Annotated in this window: 14 protein-coding genes; 7 read left to right on the top strand and 7 right to left on the bottom strand. The window is 62.0% G+C overall.

Annotated elements, in window-relative coordinates; translation table 11 throughout:
* On the top strand, nt 1-620 hold a 620-nt coding region (locus E6C55_RS11695), incomplete at its 5' end, for an IS91 family transposase (protein ID WP_211093566.1).
* 536 nt (nt 621-1,156) lie between these two features.
* Here the strand turns inward: E6C55_RS11695 and E6C55_RS35070 are convergent.
* Genes E6C55_RS35070 through E6C55_RS11680 form a run of 3 tightly spaced genes read right to left on the bottom strand, consistent with a single transcriptional unit; the run spans nt 1,157 to nt 6,393 of the window.
* A complete protein-coding gene (locus tag E6C55_RS35070; RefSeq protein ID WP_136369966.1) occupies nt 1,157-4,441 on the bottom strand; it encodes an AAA family ATPase in 3,285 nt (1,094 codons plus the stop codon).
* A complete protein-coding gene (locus tag E6C55_RS11685) occupies nt 4,398-5,600 on the bottom strand; it encodes an exonuclease SbcCD subunit D (RefSeq protein ID WP_136369965.1) in 1,203 nt (400 codons plus the stop codon). Before E6C55_RS11685 ends, E6C55_RS35070 begins: the two co-directional genes overlap by 44 nt.
* Before the next feature lie 19 nt (nt 5,601-5,619).
* The gene (locus tag E6C55_RS11680) at nt 5,620-6,393 is read right to left on the bottom strand and encodes an RQC-minor-1 family DNA-binding protein (RefSeq protein WP_211093565.1); all 774 of its coding nucleotides are present in this window, start codon (nt 6,391-6,393) and stop codon (nt 5,620-5,622) included.
* 240 nt (nt 6,394-6,633) lie between these two features.
* Between E6C55_RS11680 and E6C55_RS11675 the strand changes: the two genes are divergently transcribed.
* From E6C55_RS11675 to E6C55_RS11665, 3 genes are all read left to right on the top strand, one after another.
* Nucleotides 6,634-7,368 (top strand): response regulator transcription factor, encoded by a 735-nt coding sequence (locus E6C55_RS11675; RefSeq protein ID WP_136369963.1) that lies wholly within the window; start codon nt 6,634-6,636, stop codon nt 7,366-7,368.
* Nucleotides 7,349-8,797: a HAMP domain-containing sensor histidine kinase gene (locus E6C55_RS11670; protein WP_136369962.1), complete on the top strand. Its 1,449-nt coding sequence runs from the start codon at nt 7,349-7,351 to the stop codon at nt 8,795-8,797. Before E6C55_RS11675 ends, E6C55_RS11670 begins: the two co-directional genes overlap by 20 nt.
* A gap of 463 nt (nt 8,798-9,260) precedes the next feature.
* Nucleotides 9,261-9,986, top strand: coding sequence for a hypothetical protein (locus E6C55_RS11665; RefSeq protein ID WP_136369961.1), 726 nt, complete (start codon nt 9,261-9,263; stop codon nt 9,984-9,986).
* Nucleotides 9,987-10,063: 77 nt separating this feature from the next.
* Here E6C55_RS11665 and E6C55_RS11660 read toward each other — a convergent pair whose 3' ends face one another.
* The 4 genes from E6C55_RS11660 to E6C55_RS11650 all read right to left on the bottom strand — a co-directional run bounded on the left by E6C55_RS11660 (nt 10,064) and on the right by E6C55_RS11650 (nt 13,879).
* The gene (locus E6C55_RS11660; protein ID WP_136369960.1) at nt 10,064-10,411 is read right to left on the bottom strand and encodes a hypothetical protein; all 348 of its coding nucleotides are present in this window, start codon (nt 10,409-10,411) and stop codon (nt 10,064-10,066) included.
* Between the two features lie 62 nt (nt 10,412-10,473).
* Nucleotides 10,474-11,442 (bottom strand): glycosyltransferase, encoded by a 969-nt coding sequence (locus E6C55_RS11655; protein ID WP_168735592.1) that lies wholly within the window; start codon nt 11,440-11,442, stop codon nt 10,474-10,476.
* On the bottom strand, nt 11,439-12,458 hold the full coding sequence (locus tag E6C55_RS33785) for a hypothetical protein (protein WP_168735591.1): 1,020 nt from the start codon (nt 12,456-12,458) through the stop codon (nt 11,439-11,441). Before E6C55_RS33785 ends, E6C55_RS11655 begins: the two co-directional genes overlap by 4 nt.
* On the bottom strand, nt 12,455-13,879 hold the full coding sequence (locus tag E6C55_RS11650) for a glycosyltransferase family protein (RefSeq protein ID WP_136369958.1): 1,425 nt from the start codon (nt 13,877-13,879) through the stop codon (nt 12,455-12,457). The genes E6C55_RS33785 and E6C55_RS11650 overlap by 4 nt, the downstream gene beginning before the upstream one ends.
* A 410-nt stretch (nt 13,880-14,289) precedes the next feature.
* Here E6C55_RS11650 and tyrS point away from each other — a divergent pair, with 410 nt between their 5' ends.
* From tyrS to ilvD, 3 genes are all read left to right on the top strand, one after another.
* The gene (tyrS, locus tag E6C55_RS11645; protein ID WP_136369957.1) at nt 14,290-15,552 is read left to right on the top strand and encodes a tyrosine--tRNA ligase; all 1,263 of its coding nucleotides are present in this window, start codon (nt 14,290-14,292) and stop codon (nt 15,550-15,552) included.
* Nucleotides 15,553-15,718: 166 nt separating this feature from the next.
* Entirely contained in the window at nt 15,719-16,393 is a 675-nt protein-coding gene (locus tag E6C55_RS11640) for a 3'-5' exonuclease (RefSeq protein WP_136369956.1), read from the top strand.
* 152 nt (nt 16,394-16,545) lie between these two features.
* Nucleotides 16,546-18,234, top strand: coding sequence for a dihydroxy-acid dehydratase (gene ilvD / locus E6C55_RS11635; protein WP_136369955.1), 1,689 nt, complete (start codon nt 16,546-16,548; stop codon nt 18,232-18,234).
* Nucleotides 18,235-18,295: the final 61 nt, after the last annotated feature.

The raw sequence follows: 18,295 nt of genomic DNA, 5'->3' as shown, positions 1-18,295 counted from the left end.
TCCCTTCCAAGAAGAAGTTCTTTATCCCGGTGAAGGTGCTCTCCAGAAAGTTCAGAGGCAAGTTCCTGGCCTATCTCAAGCAAGCCGAGCTCCAATTCTTCGGTACCACGGCAGATCTGCAGCATCCCGCATCGTTCCAGCGGCTGCTCACTACGTTGTACCGGAAGGAATGGGTCGTATACAGCAAGCCGCCTTTCAAGAATGCGGGTTGTGTCGTCGAGTATCTGGGAAGATACACCCACCGCGTGGCCATCTCGAACGCTCGCATGATGAAGCTGGAAGAAGACCATGTCACCTTCAAATGGCGGGATTACAAGGACGACAATAAGCCAAAAGAGATGACCGTTACTGCGGATGAGTTTATTCGCCGTTTCCTGATTCACGTCCTGCCTCCAGGATTCACACGAATTCGGCATTACGGCTTCCTGAGTCCACGTGGCAAAGCGACTCGATTGAAGCTTTGCAAGAAGCTCACACGCACACCTGTACCGGCACTTCCGCAACCGAAACGTACGACGCTCGAGCTCTTGCAGCAGATACTGGGCCAAGACTTTGCCTGCTGCCCTTGTTGCAGAGTCGGTCATATGAGTCGAGCCTCCCCCGCGGAACAAACTGCATAAATGCGAACCAGCCGCTTCAGTGGGGAGGGGGGAGGTGTACCTACATTCTTTTTAAACCTTACATTCCCGGGACGCACGCCTCCCCGCGGGCGCACTCCTTCCGCTTTTGCGGCTTGCGAGGAGGGAGCGTACCGATTTGATTCCCCATAGCGTAGCAACGTGCGTAGCCCACCGCGGTTTCGTCCAAACGAATTATCTAAAGTCGTAGCTCCTGCTTGCAAGGAGCTATTTTTTCTGCTCGACTTCAGATAATTCGCTACTCATTATGTGAAAAACCGCATACAATCGCCGCCAACCGCCTCAAACGACCACTTTTATGCGAAAAACCGCATACAATCGCCCACCAACCGCCTCAAACGACCACTTTTATGTGAAAAACCGTATACAATCGCCTGCCGGCCGCCTCAAACGACCACTTTTATGCGAAAAATCGCATACAATTAGTGGCCCCTAGCAGGAGACGGGTAGTAACTCCCGACATCGTTGTTATGGTGTTGTTCCGATGCTGCTCTGGCGCTGCTTACGAGCCCTCGCCGTCAGCTCACTCGGAAGCTCGTATAGCTGTGTCCTTCCGCCGACTTCTTCACCTCGAGCACAGCCGGAATCGCCTGCTTCAGCTCCTGCACGTGCGAGATGATGCCGATCAGCCGCCCGGTCATCTGCAGCTCGACAAGCGTCTCGATCGCCTTGTTCAGAGAATCTTCGTCAAGCGAGCCGAATCCTTCGTCGATGAACATCGTCTCGAGCGAGATGCCGCCCTCGTACGTCTGGATGACGTCGGCCATGCCGAGCGCGAGGCAGAGCGAGGCGTTGAACTTCTCGCCGCCGGACAGCGTCTTCACATCGCGATATTGGCCCGTGTAGTTGTCGAACACGTCCAGACCGAGACCGCTCTGCTTGCCGTGCTTCTCGCGCCGGTCGCTGCGGGCCAGGTAGAACTGCCCGCCGGAGATCGTCGTCAGGCGCAGGTTCGCCGCATGCAGAATACGATCGAGGAACTCGATGAGCAGATACCGCTCGAACGAGATCTTGAGCGCATTCTCGCCGCGGACGACATCGTACAGGTCCTTCACGAGCCCGAACTCCGCCTCCGCGTCGCGAAGGGCCCGCTCCGCCCGGGCGATCTGCTCCTTGCCGGCCAGCGCCTTGGCCTCGTAATCCCGCACCCGCGCCAGCGTCTGGCGCGTCCGCTCGACCTGCCGCTCCAGCTCGTCGCTCGCCGCTCGCAGCGCGTCCAGATCGGCCCGCTCCTTGCCCGCTAGCCGCTCCTCCAGCTCCTGCGCCTGCCGGCGCGCCGACGCCAGCTCGGCGTCGAATCGCTCCAGCTCCCGCTTCAGCCGCTCGCGCTCCGCCTCCTCCAGCTTCGCGAGCCGATAGCGCTCCTCCGTCTCGAAGCCCGCAGCCCGCAGTCCGGCGGCGAACTCGGCGCTCGCCTGCGCATAGCGCTCGCGCGCCTCCGCCAACTGCGCCTCCGCTCCCGCAAGAGCCGCAACCGCGGCCGCCTGACGCTCCCGCGCCTGCTGGAACCGCTCCTGCGCCTCGCGCCACGCCGCTTCCAGCCTCGCCTTCTCCGCCTCCCGCTCCGCCAGCCGCGCCTCAAGCAGCGGCAGCGAGCGCAGCTCCTCCGCCACGCGGCCGAGCTCCTGCTCGTACAGCGCCTTCTCCGTCGCGCACGCGCTCCGGAGCCGCTGCTGCTCCGCCGCCTTGCTCTCCTTCTCGCGTTGCTCGGCCTCGAGCAGTCGCTCCGCCTTCTCGAGCTGCGGTCGCAGCTCGGCCGCAGCCGCCTGATCCTCCTTCAGCCGCGTCACCTCGGCGCTCACACCCTTGCCCGCTTCCACGACGACGGCGTATTGCCGCTCCCAAATCGCCGTCCCCGCGAGCCCGCTTTCGTTTTCTCCGCTTTCTTGACCGTCTCGGTTGCCTTTACCGCTGTCTCCGCTGACATCCTCACCGCCTCGGCCGCCTTCAACGCTGTCTCCGCTGACACCGTCCCCGCCTCGGCCGCCTTCAACGCTGTCTCCGCCGACACCGTCACCGCCGCCCCCTCCGGCACCGTCCCCGCTCGCGAAGCCAAGCTCGGCCGCCTCGCGCGCCTTCGGCTCAAGCTGCGCCGCCAGCAGCTCACGCTTCGCCTTCGCCGCTTCGTACGTCGCCGTCAAGCTCGCTCTACGGCGGCCCGTCTCCTCGAGCCGCTCGCGCGTCGGCGTCTCCTCCGACACCGCTGCCTTGCGCGGGTGCGCCGCGCTGCCGCACACCGGGCACGGCTGCCCGTCGTGCAGATGCGCCGCGAGCCAGCCGGCCTGCCCTTCAAGCCACGCCGCCTCGAGCGCGGCGTATTCCCGCTCGGCGGCTTCCGCCTGCTCCCGCCGGCTCCGCTCTTCGGCGGCGGCCTTGTCCCGCTCGCCCGCAAGCTGCCCGAGCTCCTTCAGCAGCCTCGCGTCCGAGCGCAGCTTGTCCAGCCGCTCGCTCTTCGCGGGCAGCGCCAGCAGGCTCTCGTCCAAGCCGCGAAGCCGCTCCGCCAGCCGCTTCCGCTCCTCCTGACGAGCGCTTGCCGCCGCCTCCAGCGCCCGCAGCTCCGCCTCCGCCTTGCCCGCTTCGCGTTCCATCCGCTCCACCCTCGCCCGGCGAGCGTCAAGCGAGCGAACGACCGGCAGATCCCGGTTCAGCCCTTCGAGCTCGCGAACGAGCTGTTCCCGGCGGACGCCCCGGCTCTCCTCGAGCCGATAAGCCTCGTCCCGCCGGCGGTACTCTTCCTCCGCCGCGAGCCGCGCGGCTTCCGCCTCGCGCTGCCGCGCCCGCTTCGCCTCCGCATCCGCAAGCGCCGCCGCGACGTGCTTCTCCTGCACCTGCAGCGGCAGCGTCTTCTCCGCCAACGCCAGCCGTTCGCGCCGTGCCGCCTCCTCCGGCAGCCGCAGCTCCAGTGCGTCCCGCTCCCGCCGCTTCCGGTCCAGCTCGTCGAACTGCGCGTTCAGCGCCGACGCCAGATGCAGATGCTCCAGCCGCTCCTTCTGCCGCTTCGTCTCCTCGCCCAGGCGAGCTTCGAGCGCTTCGCCCTCCTTCGCGTAGTGAGCAATCTCGCCCTCAAGCGCCTCCAGCACCTGATGGGCGTTGTAATGCTCCTCGGCGAGAACGCGATGCAGCTCCGACTCCTCCCGCTCCTCAAGCGCGAGCCTCAGATTCACCATATGCATGTCCAGGTCGCGGCGGACGAGCTCGACGACGTTCTGGGCGCTCCTGCGCTTCTCGTTCAGCGCCTCGGCCACATATTTGAACAGATGCGTCCGGAAGATGCGCCGCATAATCTCCTCTTTATTTTCCGTATCCGAAGTAAGCAGCTTGCGGAACTCGCCCTGGGGCAGCATAACGATCTGGCTGAACTGGTCCTTCGTCAGGCCGATCAGCGTCTGCAGCCGTTCGTTGATCGCCCGCACCATGTAGCGGTCGACCATCATCGTCTCCCGGCCGTCCGTCGTCTCCACGAACTCGTAGCGTTCTCCCGTCGCGTTCTTGTTGCCCGTCTTCACATGGGACAATTGCCGAAGAATGCGGTACGTGCGCCCCTTCAGCTCGAACTCGAATTCGACGGCGGTATGCGTGTCATCGGGGGCGAACTGGCTTCGCAGACTGCGCGAATCGCTGCGGTCCTCCCCGTTCGCTTCTCCGTACAGCGCGAAGCAGATCGCGTCGAAGATCGATGTTTTGCCGGCTCCGGTGTTGCCGGACACGAGGAACAGGCGGTGCCCGCCGAGCTCCGCGAAGTCGATCGTCTCCTTGTCCTTATACGGCCCGAATGCCGTCATCGTCAGCTTGATGGGCTTCATGACGTTCCCCCTCCTCCCGGTCGATCTCGCGCAGCACGTCCAGGAACAGCCCCTCCGTCTCCTCGGACGCTTCGGCTCCCCTGACCTCCTTATAGAAGCTGCGAAAAAGCGACAGTTTATCCATTCCCGCCTTGCCCCCGTCCGCCGCCATATCCGTTTGCCCGCCGAGGTGCCGCAGCACCGACGGCTGAGTCGCGTGCATCGCATTCGGATAGACGGCGCGCACCCGTTCCATCGGCGAGAGGACCGGAAGCTCGTCCAGCAGCCGGACGTACACGTAATCATCGCTGCGTTCCTGCCGCTCGATGTCCGCAATAACCCCTTCTACCGTCCTCATGTCGCGCCTTGGCTCCAGCAGTTTTTTCTCAACCGTTGCCCTTCCTTCCGCGTCCAGCTCGACCATCAGATATCCCTTGCGGTGATTCTCCTCCGAGATCGAATACTTCAGCGGCGAGCCGGAGTAGCGGACCGTCTCGTCTCCGACATGATGCGCCTGATGCAAGTGCCCAAGCGCCGTATAATGGAAGCAGGAGAAGTGTGTCGAGCTCACATGCTCCGCCCCGCCGATCGCCAGCGGCCGCTCCGAATCGCTCGTATTCGGCTCGGCCTGCCCGCCCTTCGTCACGAAGGCATGGCCGACGAACACATTGCGCGCGCCCGGCTTAAGACTCGGCTTGATCCTCTCCACGACAGCCTTCGCCGCATCGTCGTATGTACGAATATTGTCGTCCCCGAGCGCCAGGCGAACAACGGCCGGGTCCGCGAACGGAACGAGATAGACGTTCACCGGGCCGAACTCGTCTCGCAGCGTCACCGGCGCGAATTCCGTGTCCAGCTCGCCGACGATGTGCAGCCCCGCCGCCTTCATGATGCCGCTCCCGAAGTTCAGGCGGCTCGGGCTGTCATGATTGCCGGAGACGGCGAGCACCGGCGTCTGCAGGTCGATGACGATCCGCTTCAGCGTCCGGTCCAGCAGTTGAACCGCCTCGGTCGGCGGCACCGCCCGGTCGTACAGATCTCCGGCGATGATGACCGCATCCGGCTTCTCCGTCTCGATATCGCGCAAGAGCTGCTCCAGGACGTAAGCCTGGTCCTCTGTCATATACACGTTCTGCACCAGCTTGCCGAGGTGCCAATCCGCCGTGTGCAACAGCTTCATTCGCCGCTCTCTCCTTTTGTCAATTCGATTTGCCGCTGGCCTGCTTGCTCTCCGCTGCGCAACGTGCGCATTGCTTGGGGAAGAAGAAGCCGTCCCTGCCGTACAGGCCGGGGTCTCTCTCGTTCATCAGGAACAGATCCTCGCACCGTTCGCAGCTAAGAACAAGCGGCCGCTTGGAAGGAACGAGCAGACGTTCCAAGCTCTCGCCCTTCAGCCGCTCCCATGCCTCGTCGTCCATCCCGCTTCGCGCCTCAATCGCTTCGATCGCCTTGCGAATCTCGGCTTTGACTTTCTGATAGTCGACGCTTGCCCAGCGCTCCAGGAACGGAATGTACCTCGGGTCGCCCGTGCAGAGCACCTTGTACAGGAGAAGAAACGCCGTTCCCCGGTTGCGGTCCTTCAAATACTCCATGCTGGCCGGGGTAACGCCGTTGTCCGCCCAGCTCTCCCATTCTCGCAGGAGCTCTTCGGCGTAACGTTCCCTCTCGATCATCCAGCCATAGCGGGAGAAAATGATCGTCGGCAGCTTGCCGTTCATCTGCGTCTCCAGGTAGCCGTTGTCCAGCATCCAATCGACCTTCTCCAACACTTCCTCGTAAGGGACGCCGGCGTAGAAGCCGTAGGACGGATTGCGGTCCAGCTCCAGCTTCAGCAGGTTCTCCTCCTTCGAGCCGCGAAGCACCTTGGTCAGCAGCGTGCGGCCGCCTTCCCCGATCAAATCGTCCGCCGCTCTCAGGATGACGCGGATTTCCTCTGTGGACAGCGCAAGTCGAGAAGATTTCCTTTTGCTCATATCGGTTCGAACTCCCATTCATTCTCTCAAAATTTTATCGGCTAGTGCCATTATATCAATTTTGTCCTGCGGCTGCGCCTTCTATAACTTAATAGAGTTTGCTGCTTCTTCGACATCCGCCGGACACAATCGGACGATAGACTGTCGGCGGAAGCCATTCCGGCATCTGGCGAATCGAAGCCCGCGATCGTATAATTTATTCGAGAGAGAACAGCCGGGCGGAACGGAGCGGATCGAACGATGGAAGCTGGGAATAAGCACGATGGGAATAGCCTCAGCGGGCATAAAGGGACGATTCTGATCATCGAGGACGAGGACGCAATATCGCGGGTTCTGGCGGCTTATGTCCGCAAAGCGGGGTACGACAGCCGCATCTGCGCCAATGGCACCGAGGCGCTGGAAGCATTCGAGTCGGCGCGGCCGGCTCTGGTGCTTCTGGACGTGATGCTGCCGGGAATGAACGGCTGGGAGGTGCTGCGCCGCCTGCGGCAGCGGAGCTCCTGCCCCGTCATCATGCTGACCTCCAAGGGCGATGTCGGGGACCGGATTCAGGGCCTCAACGATGGAGCGGACGACTATATGACCAAGCCCTTCGAGCCGGGCGAGGTCGTCGCCCGCATTCAAGCGGTGCTTCGCAGGCCGGCCCAATCGCTCGTCGGTTCCGACCAGGTCACCTTCGGCAGCGTGCGAATCGACTTTAAATCCCGCAGCGTGTACCTGAATGGGGCGAGCTTGACGATTATGCCGCGGGACCTGTCCCTGCTTCTGTTTCTCGCAGAGCACCCGAACCGGATCTTCGAGCGGGAGCACCTGATCGAGAGAGTATGGGGCATCGATTACGATGGCAGCGACCGGGCCGTCGACCTTGCCGTCAAGCGATTGCGCAAGCTGCTGCTGCATTGGCCCGCGGAAGAAGGAGAGATTCGCACGCTCAGAGGGATGGGGTATCAGCTTTATGCCAATACGCGCTCCTAGACGCCGAACGTTGCTGCTTCTCTGGTCGTTCCGGTATGTTCTGACGCTGTTTCTCGGCTTGCTCCTGATCGGACTCGCCACCGTCGCCTGGATTCGCGCGGAGACGGTGCACGGGCGCAAGGAGGCGCTGAAGGAATTCTCCCTGGCTGCGGCCCAAAGAGTAATTCCGGCGATCCCCGACGACTTCTACGAGTGGATCGATACGAGGCAGCGGCTTTACCGAATTCCCGGGCAATTCGCCTTGTCCGTCTACGATAACGAGGGGACGGTCCTGTACGCCAAGAGCGGTCCCGGGGGCGAGTCCGTTCCCGCCGCGGCGAGCCTCTCGGACCCGGCGCGGTCCGCAGACCGTCTCCGGGCAGCGTCGGCGGACGGCTATTACGTGCTGACTGCACCGGTCATCGCCGGCGACAGGAGGATCGGATCGGTTGTCGTCGCCTACTCCAACGCGGAACTGGCGCGCGTGGAACAGAATTACGTCCTTATCGCTTCCCTGCTGCTGAGCTCCGGTCTGCTCGGCTGGTTGATCATCTACCTGCTGTCCCGGAATTTAAGGAAGCCGATCGCGAGGCTGGCGGATGCGCTGAACCAAGTCGAAGCCGGGGACTACGACGTTGCCGTTCCGGCCGATGTCAAGGAGCGGGAGGTTCACGAGCTTCTCGTCTCGTTCCGGTCGATGGCGGCGCGCCTGGGCGTTCTGGAGGAGCTGCGGACACAACTGCTGGCGGGCGTCACCCATGATTTGAAGACCCCTGTCGCTTCCATCCGGGGATTGATCGCCGCCGTCCGGGACGAAGTGGTGACGGGGCGCGAAGCGGCGGAATTCCTCGACATCTCCCTCGAGAACACGCGCAAGCTGCAGCGGATGATCGACGACCTGCTCGACTTCAACTCGTTCGCTTCCGGCAAGCCGCACGTCGATCGGGAGCCGATCGATCTGGGCAAGCTGCTCCCGGAGATCGTCTACCAGTGGGGGCTTCTCGACCAGGAGGACCGGATCTCGCTGCATGTTCAGATTCCGGAAGGCGAGCGCTCCCGGATCGCGGCGGGCGACGCGGCCCGCATCCAGCAGATTCTCGTGAATCTGCTCAACAACAGCAAGCAAGCGTTCGAGGGGAACGGCACCATCGTCGTCGCGCTCTCGGAGCCGGCCGGCCCGGGTCTCCCTTATATCGTCAGCATCGAGGACAACGGACCCGGCATCGCGGAGGCGGAGCAGCCGCATATTTTCGAGCGGTATTATCGGGGCGAGAACAAGAAGCTTGTCTCCTCCGGGCTCGGACTGGGCCTCACTTACGGCCGGATGCTGGCCTCGGCGATGGACGGACAACTGCTTCTGCACAGCAGCTCGCCCCAAGGAACGACGTTCCGGCTCCTTCTTCCCGCATGGCCGGACTCCCGCTTGCCAGCCAAGGCGCAAGTCCAGTAGTGCCGGTCGGCGAACCCGCCCCCGAAGTCGATGAATACCGAATTTTATGCGAAAAATCACATTGGCGCGGCTCCATAACAGGCAGGTTGGACGATTTTATGCGAAATTTCACACTCATAGAGGAAACTCCGGCTCGAAACGCTGGATATATGCGAAAAACCGCATAAAATACCTCGATCGCCCCCAATTCAAGCCGAATGAATGCGAAAAACCGCATAAAACACCGCGCTGCAGCTACGAAAAGCCTGCTGCGGAGAAGCGAAGCGAGAGGGTTAGCGGTGGAATCCGCACAGCGACGCTCCGAAGAGACGGTTGGAGGAGGAGATTTCGAGAGAGCGAGGACAAGCGAGGTAGGGGACAAAGCTCCAAAACAAACCGGAGTTTGGACGCATTCCCGACACAATCGGCCCCTATTCTAAAGCTAGCTTCTCATCCTCCCCCATTCGAAAGGAGATTCACCCCTATGATCAAAAGAAAAGTATGGTTCACTGTTATCGGCCTGTTGGCTGCCGGATCGATCGCCGTTCCCCTCGCGTTAGCCTGCGACGCTCCGGCCTCGGCGACGAATAAGCAGCCTGCCGCAGCAGCGAGCGCACAGCCTGCCGCCGCCAAGAAAGCCCCCGCGGGGCAAGGCCGCGCTCCCGCTTCCGCAGCTTCCGCCTCTTCCGCCGCCGCAACAGCCAGCTATACGGACAAGAACGGCTACACGATCACAATCGCCGGGGGGTACGACACCGATCCCGTCGACAATGGCCGTCCGGTCGTGCTGATCGCTTCCGCGCTCGGCGTGCCGACGGAGACGTTCCGCGAGGCCTTCAGCGGCGTAAGTCCCGCCAAGGACGGCGCCCCGACCACCGAGCGCGAGCAAGCGAACAAGGCGGTGCTCCTGAAGGTTCTCGCCCCTTACGGAATAACGAACGACCGCTTGGACGAGGTGTCCAACTACTATCGGTACATGGCTTCCAAAGGCGAGGTTTGGGCGAGAACGCCCGCCGTGCTGACGACGACGGTCAAGGACGGCCAAGTGACCGGGATCGAGATCGAGAATCCCGGCTCCGGCTACTCCTCCGCTCCGACCGTGACGATTACAAGCCCCCAAGGAGAGAAGCTGCTCGCGACGACGACCGTCGCCTACACCTCCGACTTCCAGACGAACGGCAGCCTCGAATCCGTTAAGTTGGCCGAATAGCGAGAAGGTCCGCCGCGCGCGGACCTTTTTCCCCCCCATTCGTCATCCTAAGCTCCTGTCGCACGCCGATGTTCCCGCTACTTCTTCTCCACCTGCACGAGCGTTACCGGCTGAACGGTGAACGTATCCTTGATCGAATCCTCCGTAATGACGTTCAGCTTGACGAGGCCGCCGATCTTCGACGGATCGGGCTTCGAGAGCAGCCGCCACACCTCCGGGTCCGGAAGCGCCTCGTACAGCTTGGCCCCGTCGAACTCCTTGCGCTCCTGCCGCACGAGCTTCGCCCGATAGCCGCCGGCCGCCACCTCGCTCAGCTCATGCTCCGCGCAGTAAGCGACAATGCTCTCCCGCAGCTCCGCGAGCTCTTGTTCGATCTCCTTGCTCTTCTGCTTCAATTGATAATATCGGCGCAGAACCTTATCCATCGCGCACGCCTCCCCTTCCGCTTCTTAAATATGTGTATGCCGGGAACGAGCGGCGAAGAAGTCTAGGACGGAGTCGGCGCTTCGATGCAATGGCGGTACAAGCGCAAGTACTCATCGACCATCTTCCGGCGATGGAAGTTCGCCTCGACGTACTTGCGGAGCTCCGACGGGGCCGCCCACGCGTCCAGAGAATGCAGCTTGCGAGCCATCTCGGGAATCGTCTCGCAGACGAAGCTCGGATAACCCTTCAGCACCTCGCGCACCGCACCCCGATCCAATGCCAGCACGGGAGTGCCGCACGCGAACGCCTCGATTATCGCAAGGCCGAACGGCTCTTGCCATTGGGACGGGAACAGGAGACACCTCGCATGCTTCAACAAGCTCTGCCGCTTCTGTCCCCCGACCGGACCGGCATACGAGATTCGCGGATTGCGCTTCAGCCTCGGTTCGATCAGCGCCTTGAAGTATGCTTCGTCATCCATCGGCCCGGCGATCACCAGGTTCATGTCCGCCTCCTCCGCGACGTCGATCGCCTGCGCCGCCCCTTTGTCCGGGATGATCCTGCCGACGAAGAGCAAATAATCCTGCTTCCGTTCGCCGAGCGGGTAGTGCTCCGTCGCGATGCCGTTATGGATGTAATGGCCTTGCCCCATGCCGATCGTCTTCAGCATCGTCTCGCTGACGTAGACCGGGTTGCGCGCCTGCGACAGGTAAGGCACGTGGCGGCTCGACACGAGCGGAACGTCCCATGAATACTGGCTGAGCACCGAACTGAACGTGTGGTCGTTAATGATGTCGATGCCCTTAGGCATCGAGTAATGGACAAACCTTCCGATCTCCAGCTCCGGGAATTGCCGGAACGGATAAGGAAGCTGAACGGCTCGGGCCCGGCTTCCGTGCGCCGCGTACTGATAGACCTCGTGCCCCAGCTCGACGAGGCCATCGCACAGATCGTGGATAACCCGCTCCGTTCCCCCGTCCCGCTCCGGCGGAATTGTGCCCGTCGAAGGGGTGACCAGAACGATCCTCATGTGGCCGCCGCCTCCTTCGCCAGATCGAGAATTCGCTGGTTGCCGAGCGCGAACGGATCGTCCGGCGAGCATTCGGCGGGCATGCTGCGGAACGCCTCCCTGGCTTCCCGGGAGATGAGCTCCCCGCTCTTGTAACGGCCGTAGCTCCAATAGAGACCGGCATGGAACCCGAGCTTCGCGTGCTCCCGAACGGAAGCTTCGTACCCTTCCTTCAGCGCCAGAATCCATTGGGCCGCGACCGGCTGAAGACCGCTGGCGAACAGCTCGATCGAACGATCGTCGTTCGCGAAGCACATGCAGCGAAGCGTGCCGGCCGACAGCTCCACCCGCTCGCCCTCGACATGGATGACCGTCCGCGACGCTTCGTGGAAGTTCCAGAATGCAAGCAGATAACCGGGATGCTGCATAATATGGACATCGAAGAATACCGGAGCGAAGCTCAGCCACTGCTGGTCGCAGAAGTCCCGCTCGCAGGGCCCGCAGGCATCGCGATCCAGCTTGTCGATCCACCAATCGAGGAACGTCCTCGCCTCCTCGCTTTTTCTCAGCCCGAGCACGGAGCCGTTGAACGTCCCGTTGTTGAGGACAAGCAGCTCTCGCGCACAAGCGTCGGACAGCTTCGATTCCGTCAGGTGCGGAACGAGGACGATCGGATGATCGTCGAGCGCCGCCGCAAGCTCCGGCACGTCCGCATAGAATCGAACGCGATGGTCCGCGAAGAGGAACCGGGTCTCGCCGGCCTCCGCGCCTTCCAGATAACGAAGGAATCTTGCCTTGAGCGCGTTCTGGATAAGCGGCGCCGTGTACTTGAACAGATAGGCGGACAGCTTCGGGATGCCTAATTCCTCTGCCATGACCACGCGGTCGATTCCCGGAAGCTCGATGCCAAGAGGCGGGCCCTGCCGCTCGATAAGGCAGAGGACGAATCTTGCGTCGGGCATGTGAACACGGATCGAACGCGCCAGTTCGAGAACATGGGGAAGCTGCGTCAGATTCGCCGTCGTGCCGATAATCATCGTGCCTTCACGCTCCTCTCTTCGCCGGCCCTTGAACGCGTTGCGGAGCTTGCGCCTGCGGCGAACCGCGGCATCCTTCGGCCTCCCGCTCGGCCGCCGCTTCGCGTCTTCCGCCGAACGGAACGGAGCCCGCGCCGCAGCCGGGTCGGGCCGAGCTTGCGGGCTCTCTTCCGGATTCTCCTGCCCCCGCTAATTCTCCTGATCCTCCCGATTCTTCCGCTTGTCCCGCCCCTCTCGTTCCTGCCGGTTGTTCCGCTCCTCCCCATTCTCGCGATTCCCTCAATCTCCTCAATCCTCCCGCTCCCGTTCCTCCCGCCCCTCTCATTCCTCCCGCTCCCGCTGCGACTCTCGGGAGGCTCGATCGGCAGAGGCGGAAGCGGCGAAGGGAGCGAAGACGGGTCGGCGGGAGCGACCGCTGCTTCCTCCATGACCGGATTGTTCGCGAACTCCTCGAAGAACGCGTTATGCAGAGCGAACGGATTCGGGTATCTCGTTCGCAGGTAGTGGCTCTCCCGGTAAATCCGCCGCGACTTCATCTTGATCAGCTCGCCGTTCGTGAAGAAGTTGTAGCTCCATGGAATTTGCGAAGCGTACCTCCTCCCGAAGCGGTCGAGGCGAGTCGCGTAGTCGCGGGTAAGCTCGCTGACAACGGGGAATTCCGCGCGGTGCTTCCCGTCCTCGATCTCCTTCTCCCGCTCGCCGATCGCATGGAAGTGCATGACGAACAAGGGCAAGCCGTTCGCCAGCAGCCTGCCGGTGTCCGACCTCGCCACCTTGCGCTCCGAATAGTTCCAGCGGGCGACGTTATAGCCCGGATGCTTGACGATCTCCACGCCCTTGAACAGGGACGGAACGAGATCCAACCACTTCCGCCCGGCGAACAGCGTGTTGTTCTCCCCGCAGTATGCGTGCCTCTCCAGCCGCTGCGACCACCAGTCGACGAACGCGATCCCGTCCGTCGTCCGGCTCGCCCCGATCATGCCCGCGTTATAAACCCCGCAACAGAAGTCGTCGTACTCCGCGCCGGGGGCCAGATGCTGCGGGATCAGCAGCACGGAGCTGCGGGCGAAGCGCTCCTCCAGATCGTCCAATGGCGCCATGATCTCCGTATCGCTGTCCAGGAACAGGAACGAGGTCTCGCTTGGATACCTGTTCATCGCATAACGAAGCAACGGCCCCTTGGCGAAGCAACTGGCCTCCCGCGGACCGTATTGGAAGAGAAGCCGATCGAAGTTGCCGACCCATGTGCTCCGGGCGAGCACGACCTCGTCGAACGCAGCGTATCGGTTCGAGGAGACGTCCAGCTCCCGTTCCACGAGGCTGACGATGAATTTCGCGGCCGGGCAATGCGCCCTTGCCGACTGAGCGAGCAGTTGCGCCCGCGGCAGATGGCTGCTCGTCACGACCGTGCCTATGATCATGAGCTTCTCTTCCCCCTCGTCTGTCCTGGTCTAATAACCAGCTTATGATCGCACGAACGATTGGGAAGGGCTGCTGTCAGGGCAGGCTTGCAATATCCGCACGTTCCGGCTATACTAGCTGTAATTTCACATCCATAGCGAAGATGGAGACCAGTAGCGGCGTTGTCCCTGTTCCAGAGAGTCAGGGGTCGATGCGACCTGACACACACAGCGGTCCGCGAAGTACGCCTCCGGAGCCCTTGGGTAACGCCAAGCGGAAGAAGCGAACGATATCTCGCTTGAAGCGGCGCGAACGGACCTTAACGTCCATTGGCGCAATGTGGGTGGTACCGCGGTTAACAATCGTCCCTACGTCTGATTCAGACGAGGGGCGTTTTTTTGTTTATTTTGGGCAAAAGGGGCTGTATCCATTGAACATTATCGACGAGCTCGAGTGGCGCGACGCCATTAACCAGCAATCCGACGCAGAAGGACTTCGCAAGCTGACCGGGAACAAGGCCGTGTCTCTCTATTGCGGAGTCGACCCGACCGGCGACAGCATGCACGTCGGCCATCTCATTCCGTTTATCGTGCTGAAGCGATTCCAGCTCGCGGGCCATCGCCCCGTCATTCTGATCGGCGGCGCGACCGGCACGATCGGCGACCCGAGCGGCCGCGCGTCCGAGCGCACCCTGCAGACGATGGAACAGATCGAGGCCAACGTGGACGCGCTCACGAAGCAGATGAAGAAGCTGTTCGTCACCGACAACGACGCCAGCCAGGTTCGCCTCGTCAACAACTACGACTGGACGCACCAGATCAATGTCATCGACTTCCTGCGCGACTACGGGAAGAACTTCAGCATCAACACGATGCTGGCCAAGGACGTCGTCGCAAGCCGCCTCGAGAGCGGCATCAGCTTCACCGAGTTCTCCTACCAGATCCTGCAGTCGCTCGACTACCTGCACCTGTTCCGTCACGAGGACGTGCAGCTTCAGATCGGCGGCTCCGACCAGTGGGGCAACATCACGAGCGGACTCGACCTGATTCGCAAGAAGGAAGGGCCGGAAGCGGAGGCGTACGCGCTGACGATTCCGCTTATGCTGAAGGCGGACGGCACGAAGTTCGGCAAGTCGGCGGGCGGCGCCGTCTGGCTCGACCCGGACAAGACAACCCCGTACGAGTTCTACCAGTTCTGGGCGAACACCGACGACCGCGACGTCGTGAAGTACCTCAAGTACTTCACCTTCCTCGGCAAGGAGGAGATCGAGGCTCTGGCGGCGAAGGTCGAAGCCGAGCCGCACAAGCGCGAAGCGCAGAAGGCGCTCGCCGAGGAGATGACCCGCTTCGTGCACGGCGAAGACGCGCTGGAGCAGGCGAAGCGAATTACCGCGGCGCTGTTCAGCGGCGACATCCGCTCGCTGACGGCGGATGAGATCGAGCAAGGCTTCAAGGAGATGCCGACGTTCGAAGCGTCCAAGGAGACGAAGAACATCGTGGATTGGCTCGTCGACGTCGGCATCGCGCCTTCGAAGCGCCAGGCGCGCGAAGACGTGTCCGCCGGGGCGATCTACCTGAACGGCGAACGGATCGCCGATCTGGCCTTCGATGTAACGGCAGAGCACGCGATCGGCGGGCGCTTCATTATTATCCGCAAGGGGAAGAAGAAGTACAGCCTCGTCAAGCTCGCCTAAGCACGAGCCGAATGGCCGCCGCAGAAGACAGCCTTCGCTTCAGGAAGGCTGTCTGTTTTTTTGTCCGCATCCCCCTCACTTGACCATGACAAAATCCGGGCGGAAGCTTATAATAACGGAAGCGCGTTAAAGCAGCTTGAATGGGTAATGACGAGGTGTGATCATCTTGACTTATATCGTCTATGACTTGGAAATGACGGTACGACGCAAAAAAGGCCAGGTGGCCGAGATTATCGAGATCGGGGCGGCCAAGGTGCTGCTTCGCGAAGGAGCCCCCGAGGTCGCAGATACATTCCAGACGTTCGTGCGGCCGGTCATCGCTCCGGTGCTGTCCGAAGATACGACCTCCTTCACGGGAATCCGGCAGGAGGACGTCGCCTCCGCGGAGACGCTCGGCGGCGCCGTTCGCGCCTTCCTCGAATGGATCGGGCCCGAGGAATACTACCTGGTCGCCTGGGGACCGGACGATCATCGCCAGCTCGTGCAGGAATGCCGCGAGCAGAAGATCGACACGAAGTGGATTCTGAACCACAACAACCTTCAGAAGATGCTGTCCAAGACGTTCAAGCTGGAGAAGCACCAGCAGATGGGCCTGAAGAACGCGCTCGAGATGCTGGAGATTCCGTTCGTCGGCTCCCATCATCGGGCCATGGACGACGCGGTCAACACCGCCGGCATTCTCGTGAAGCTGTTCGACCAGCTCCAGTTCCGCAAGAACAAGCTGGCGGACGATTCGCGGCTCGAATCGGAGATCGTCTACAAGACCGAGCATTACGAGAATCTGCCGTTCGCCGCCCTGTCCAAGCTGTTCCCGGACAAGGAAGAAGCCTCCAATCCGTAAGCGGGATCGGAGGTTTCTTGGCTCGATAGAGCCCGTTCCTTCAGATCCGCCGGTGCTCCCTGTTCATCCCATATAGCAACGACCTGTCCGAGTATGTTAGAATTATTCTTATCCAATATTTCGTCTTTATTATGAATGGAGGAACTCCCGATATGCCCGCACCGAAGAAAATGCGCTCCGATATGATCAAGAAAGGATTCGACCGCGCCCCTCACCGCAGCTTGCTCCGCGCGGCCGGCGTCAAGGAAGAAGACTTCGGCAAGCCGTTCATCGCAGTGTGCAACTCGTACCTGGACATCGTTCCCGGCCACGTCCACCTGCAAGAATTCGGGAAGATCGTTAAAGAAGCGATCCGCGAAGCGGGTGGCGTTCCGTTCGAATTCAACACGATCGGAGTCGACGACGGCATCGCGATGGGCCACATCGGCATGCGCTATTCCCTCGCGAGCCGCGAGATCATCGCCGACTCCGTCGAGACGATGGTGAATGCGCACTGGTTCGACGGCATGGTATGTATCCCGAACTGCGACAAGATCACGCCGGGAATGATGATGGCCGCTCTGCGCATCAACATTCCGACACTGTTTGTCAGCGGCGGCCCGATGAAGGCCGGACGCACGAGCGACGGCCGCGCGATCTCGCTGACGTCCGTCTTCGAAGGCGTCGGCGCCTACATGACCGGCAAGATCGACGAGAAGAGCCTGACCGAGCTTGAGCAATTCGGCTGTCCGACTTGCGGCTCCTGCTCCGGCATGTTCACCGCGAACTCAATGAACTGCCTCGCCGAAGTGCTCGGCCTCGCCCTTCCGGGCAACGGCACGATTCTGGCGGTTGCGCCGGAACGCCGCGACTTCGTCAGGCAATCGGCCAAGCAGCTCATGGAGCTGATCAAGGCCGACATCAAGCCGCGCGACATCGTCACGAAGGCTTCGATCGACAACGCGTTCGCGCTGGACATGGCGATGGGCGGCTCCACGAACACGGTTCTGCATACGCTGGCCCTGGCGCACGAAGCGGACATCGACTATCCGATCGAGCGCATCAACGAAGTGGCGAAGCGCGTGCCGTATCTGTCCAAGCTCGCTCCGGCATCCGACCATCATATCGAGGATCTGCACCTGGCCGGCGGCGTCAGCGCCATCATTAACGAGCTGTTCAAGAAGGAAGGCGCGTTGGACGGCAGCGTGCTCACCGTCAGCGGCAAGACGCTGCGCGAGAACGTTGCCGGCTGCGAGATCAAGGATCACAATGTCATCCGACCGATCGACAATCCGCACTCGAAGGAAGGCGGCCTGTCCGTGCTGTTCGGCAACCTGGCTCCGCGCGGCTCGATCATCAAGGTCGGCGCAGTCGACAAGTCCGTCGGCGGCTACCACCGCGGACCTGCGATCTGCTTCGACTCCCAGGACGAGGTGCTCCAAGGGCTCGCCGAAGGCAAGGTTAAGGAAGGCCATGTCGTCGTTATCCGCTACGAAGGGCCGAAGGGCGGCCCCGGCATGCCGGAGATGCTGGCTCCGACATCGCAGATCGTCGGCATGGGCCTCGGCACGAAGGTCGGCCTGATCACCGACGGACGCTTCTCCGGCGCATCCCGCGGCATCGCGATCGGCCACGTCTCTCCGGAAGCGGCCGAGGGCGGCCCGATCGCCTTCGTCGAGGACGGAGACATCATCGAGCTGGACATGAACAACCGCACGATCACGCTTGAAGTAAGCGACGAGGAGTTGGAGCGTCGCCGTGCGAACTGGTCGGGCTTCGAGCCGAAGATCAAGCGCGGCTACCTCGCCCGCTACTCGGCGATGGTCACGAACGCCTCCCAAGGCGGCGTCATGAAGCTGTAATTATCGCTTCGCCAATACGCAAGCAAGCGGCACGGGAGCTCGCTCCCGTGCCGCTTCTTGC

This window comes from Cohnella fermenti, from assembly GCF_004801405.1.
Classification (GTDB): domain Bacteria; phylum Bacillota; class Bacilli; order Paenibacillales; family Paenibacillaceae; genus Cohnella; species Cohnella fermenti.
The sequence above is the reverse complement of the archived record's forward strand: the minus strand, read 5'-3'. Positions and strand labels throughout refer to the sequence as shown.

What these genes read in the sequence shown, in the direction of transcription:
- E6C55_RS11675 (WP_136369963.1), top strand. Translation starts at nt 6,634, where the DNA reads ATGGAAGCTGGGAATAAGCACGATGGGAATAGCCTCAGCGGGCATAAA.
- E6C55_RS11660 (WP_136369960.1), bottom strand. Translation starts at nt 10,411, where the DNA reads ATGGATAAGGTTCTGCGCCGATATTATCAATTGAAGCAGAAGAGCAAG.
- E6C55_RS35070 (WP_136369966.1), bottom strand. Translation starts at nt 4,441, where the DNA reads ATGAAGCCCATCAAGCTGACGATGACGGCATTCGGGCCGTATAAGGAC.
- E6C55_RS11685 (WP_136369965.1), bottom strand. Translation starts at nt 5,600, where the DNA reads ATGAAGCTGTTGCACACGGCGGATTGGCACCTCGGCAAGCTGGTGCAG.
- ilvD (WP_136369955.1), top strand. Translation starts at nt 16,546, where the DNA reads ATGCCCGCACCGAAGAAAATGCGCTCCGATATGATCAAGAAAGGATTC.
- E6C55_RS11665 (WP_136369961.1), top strand. Translation starts at nt 9,261, where the DNA reads ATGATCAAAAGAAAAGTATGGTTCACTGTTATCGGCCTGTTGGCTGCC.
- E6C55_RS11655 (WP_168735592.1), bottom strand. Translation starts at nt 11,442, where the DNA reads ATGAGGATCGTTCTGGTCACCCCTTCGACGGGCACAATTCCGCCGGAG.
- E6C55_RS11670 (WP_136369962.1), top strand. Translation starts at nt 7,349, where the DNA reads ATGCCAATACGCGCTCCTAGACGCCGAACGTTGCTGCTTCTCTGGTCG.
- E6C55_RS11680 (WP_211093565.1), bottom strand. Translation starts at nt 6,393, where the DNA reads ATGAGCAAAAGGAAATCTTCTCGACTTGCGCTGTCCACAGAGGAAATC.
- E6C55_RS11650 (WP_136369958.1), bottom strand. Translation starts at nt 13,879, where the DNA reads ATGATCATAGGCACGGTCGTGACGAGCAGCCATCTGCCGCGGGCGCAA.
- E6C55_RS33785 (WP_168735591.1), bottom strand. Translation starts at nt 12,458, where the DNA reads ATGATTATCGGCACGACGGCGAATCTGACGCAGCTTCCCCATGTTCTC.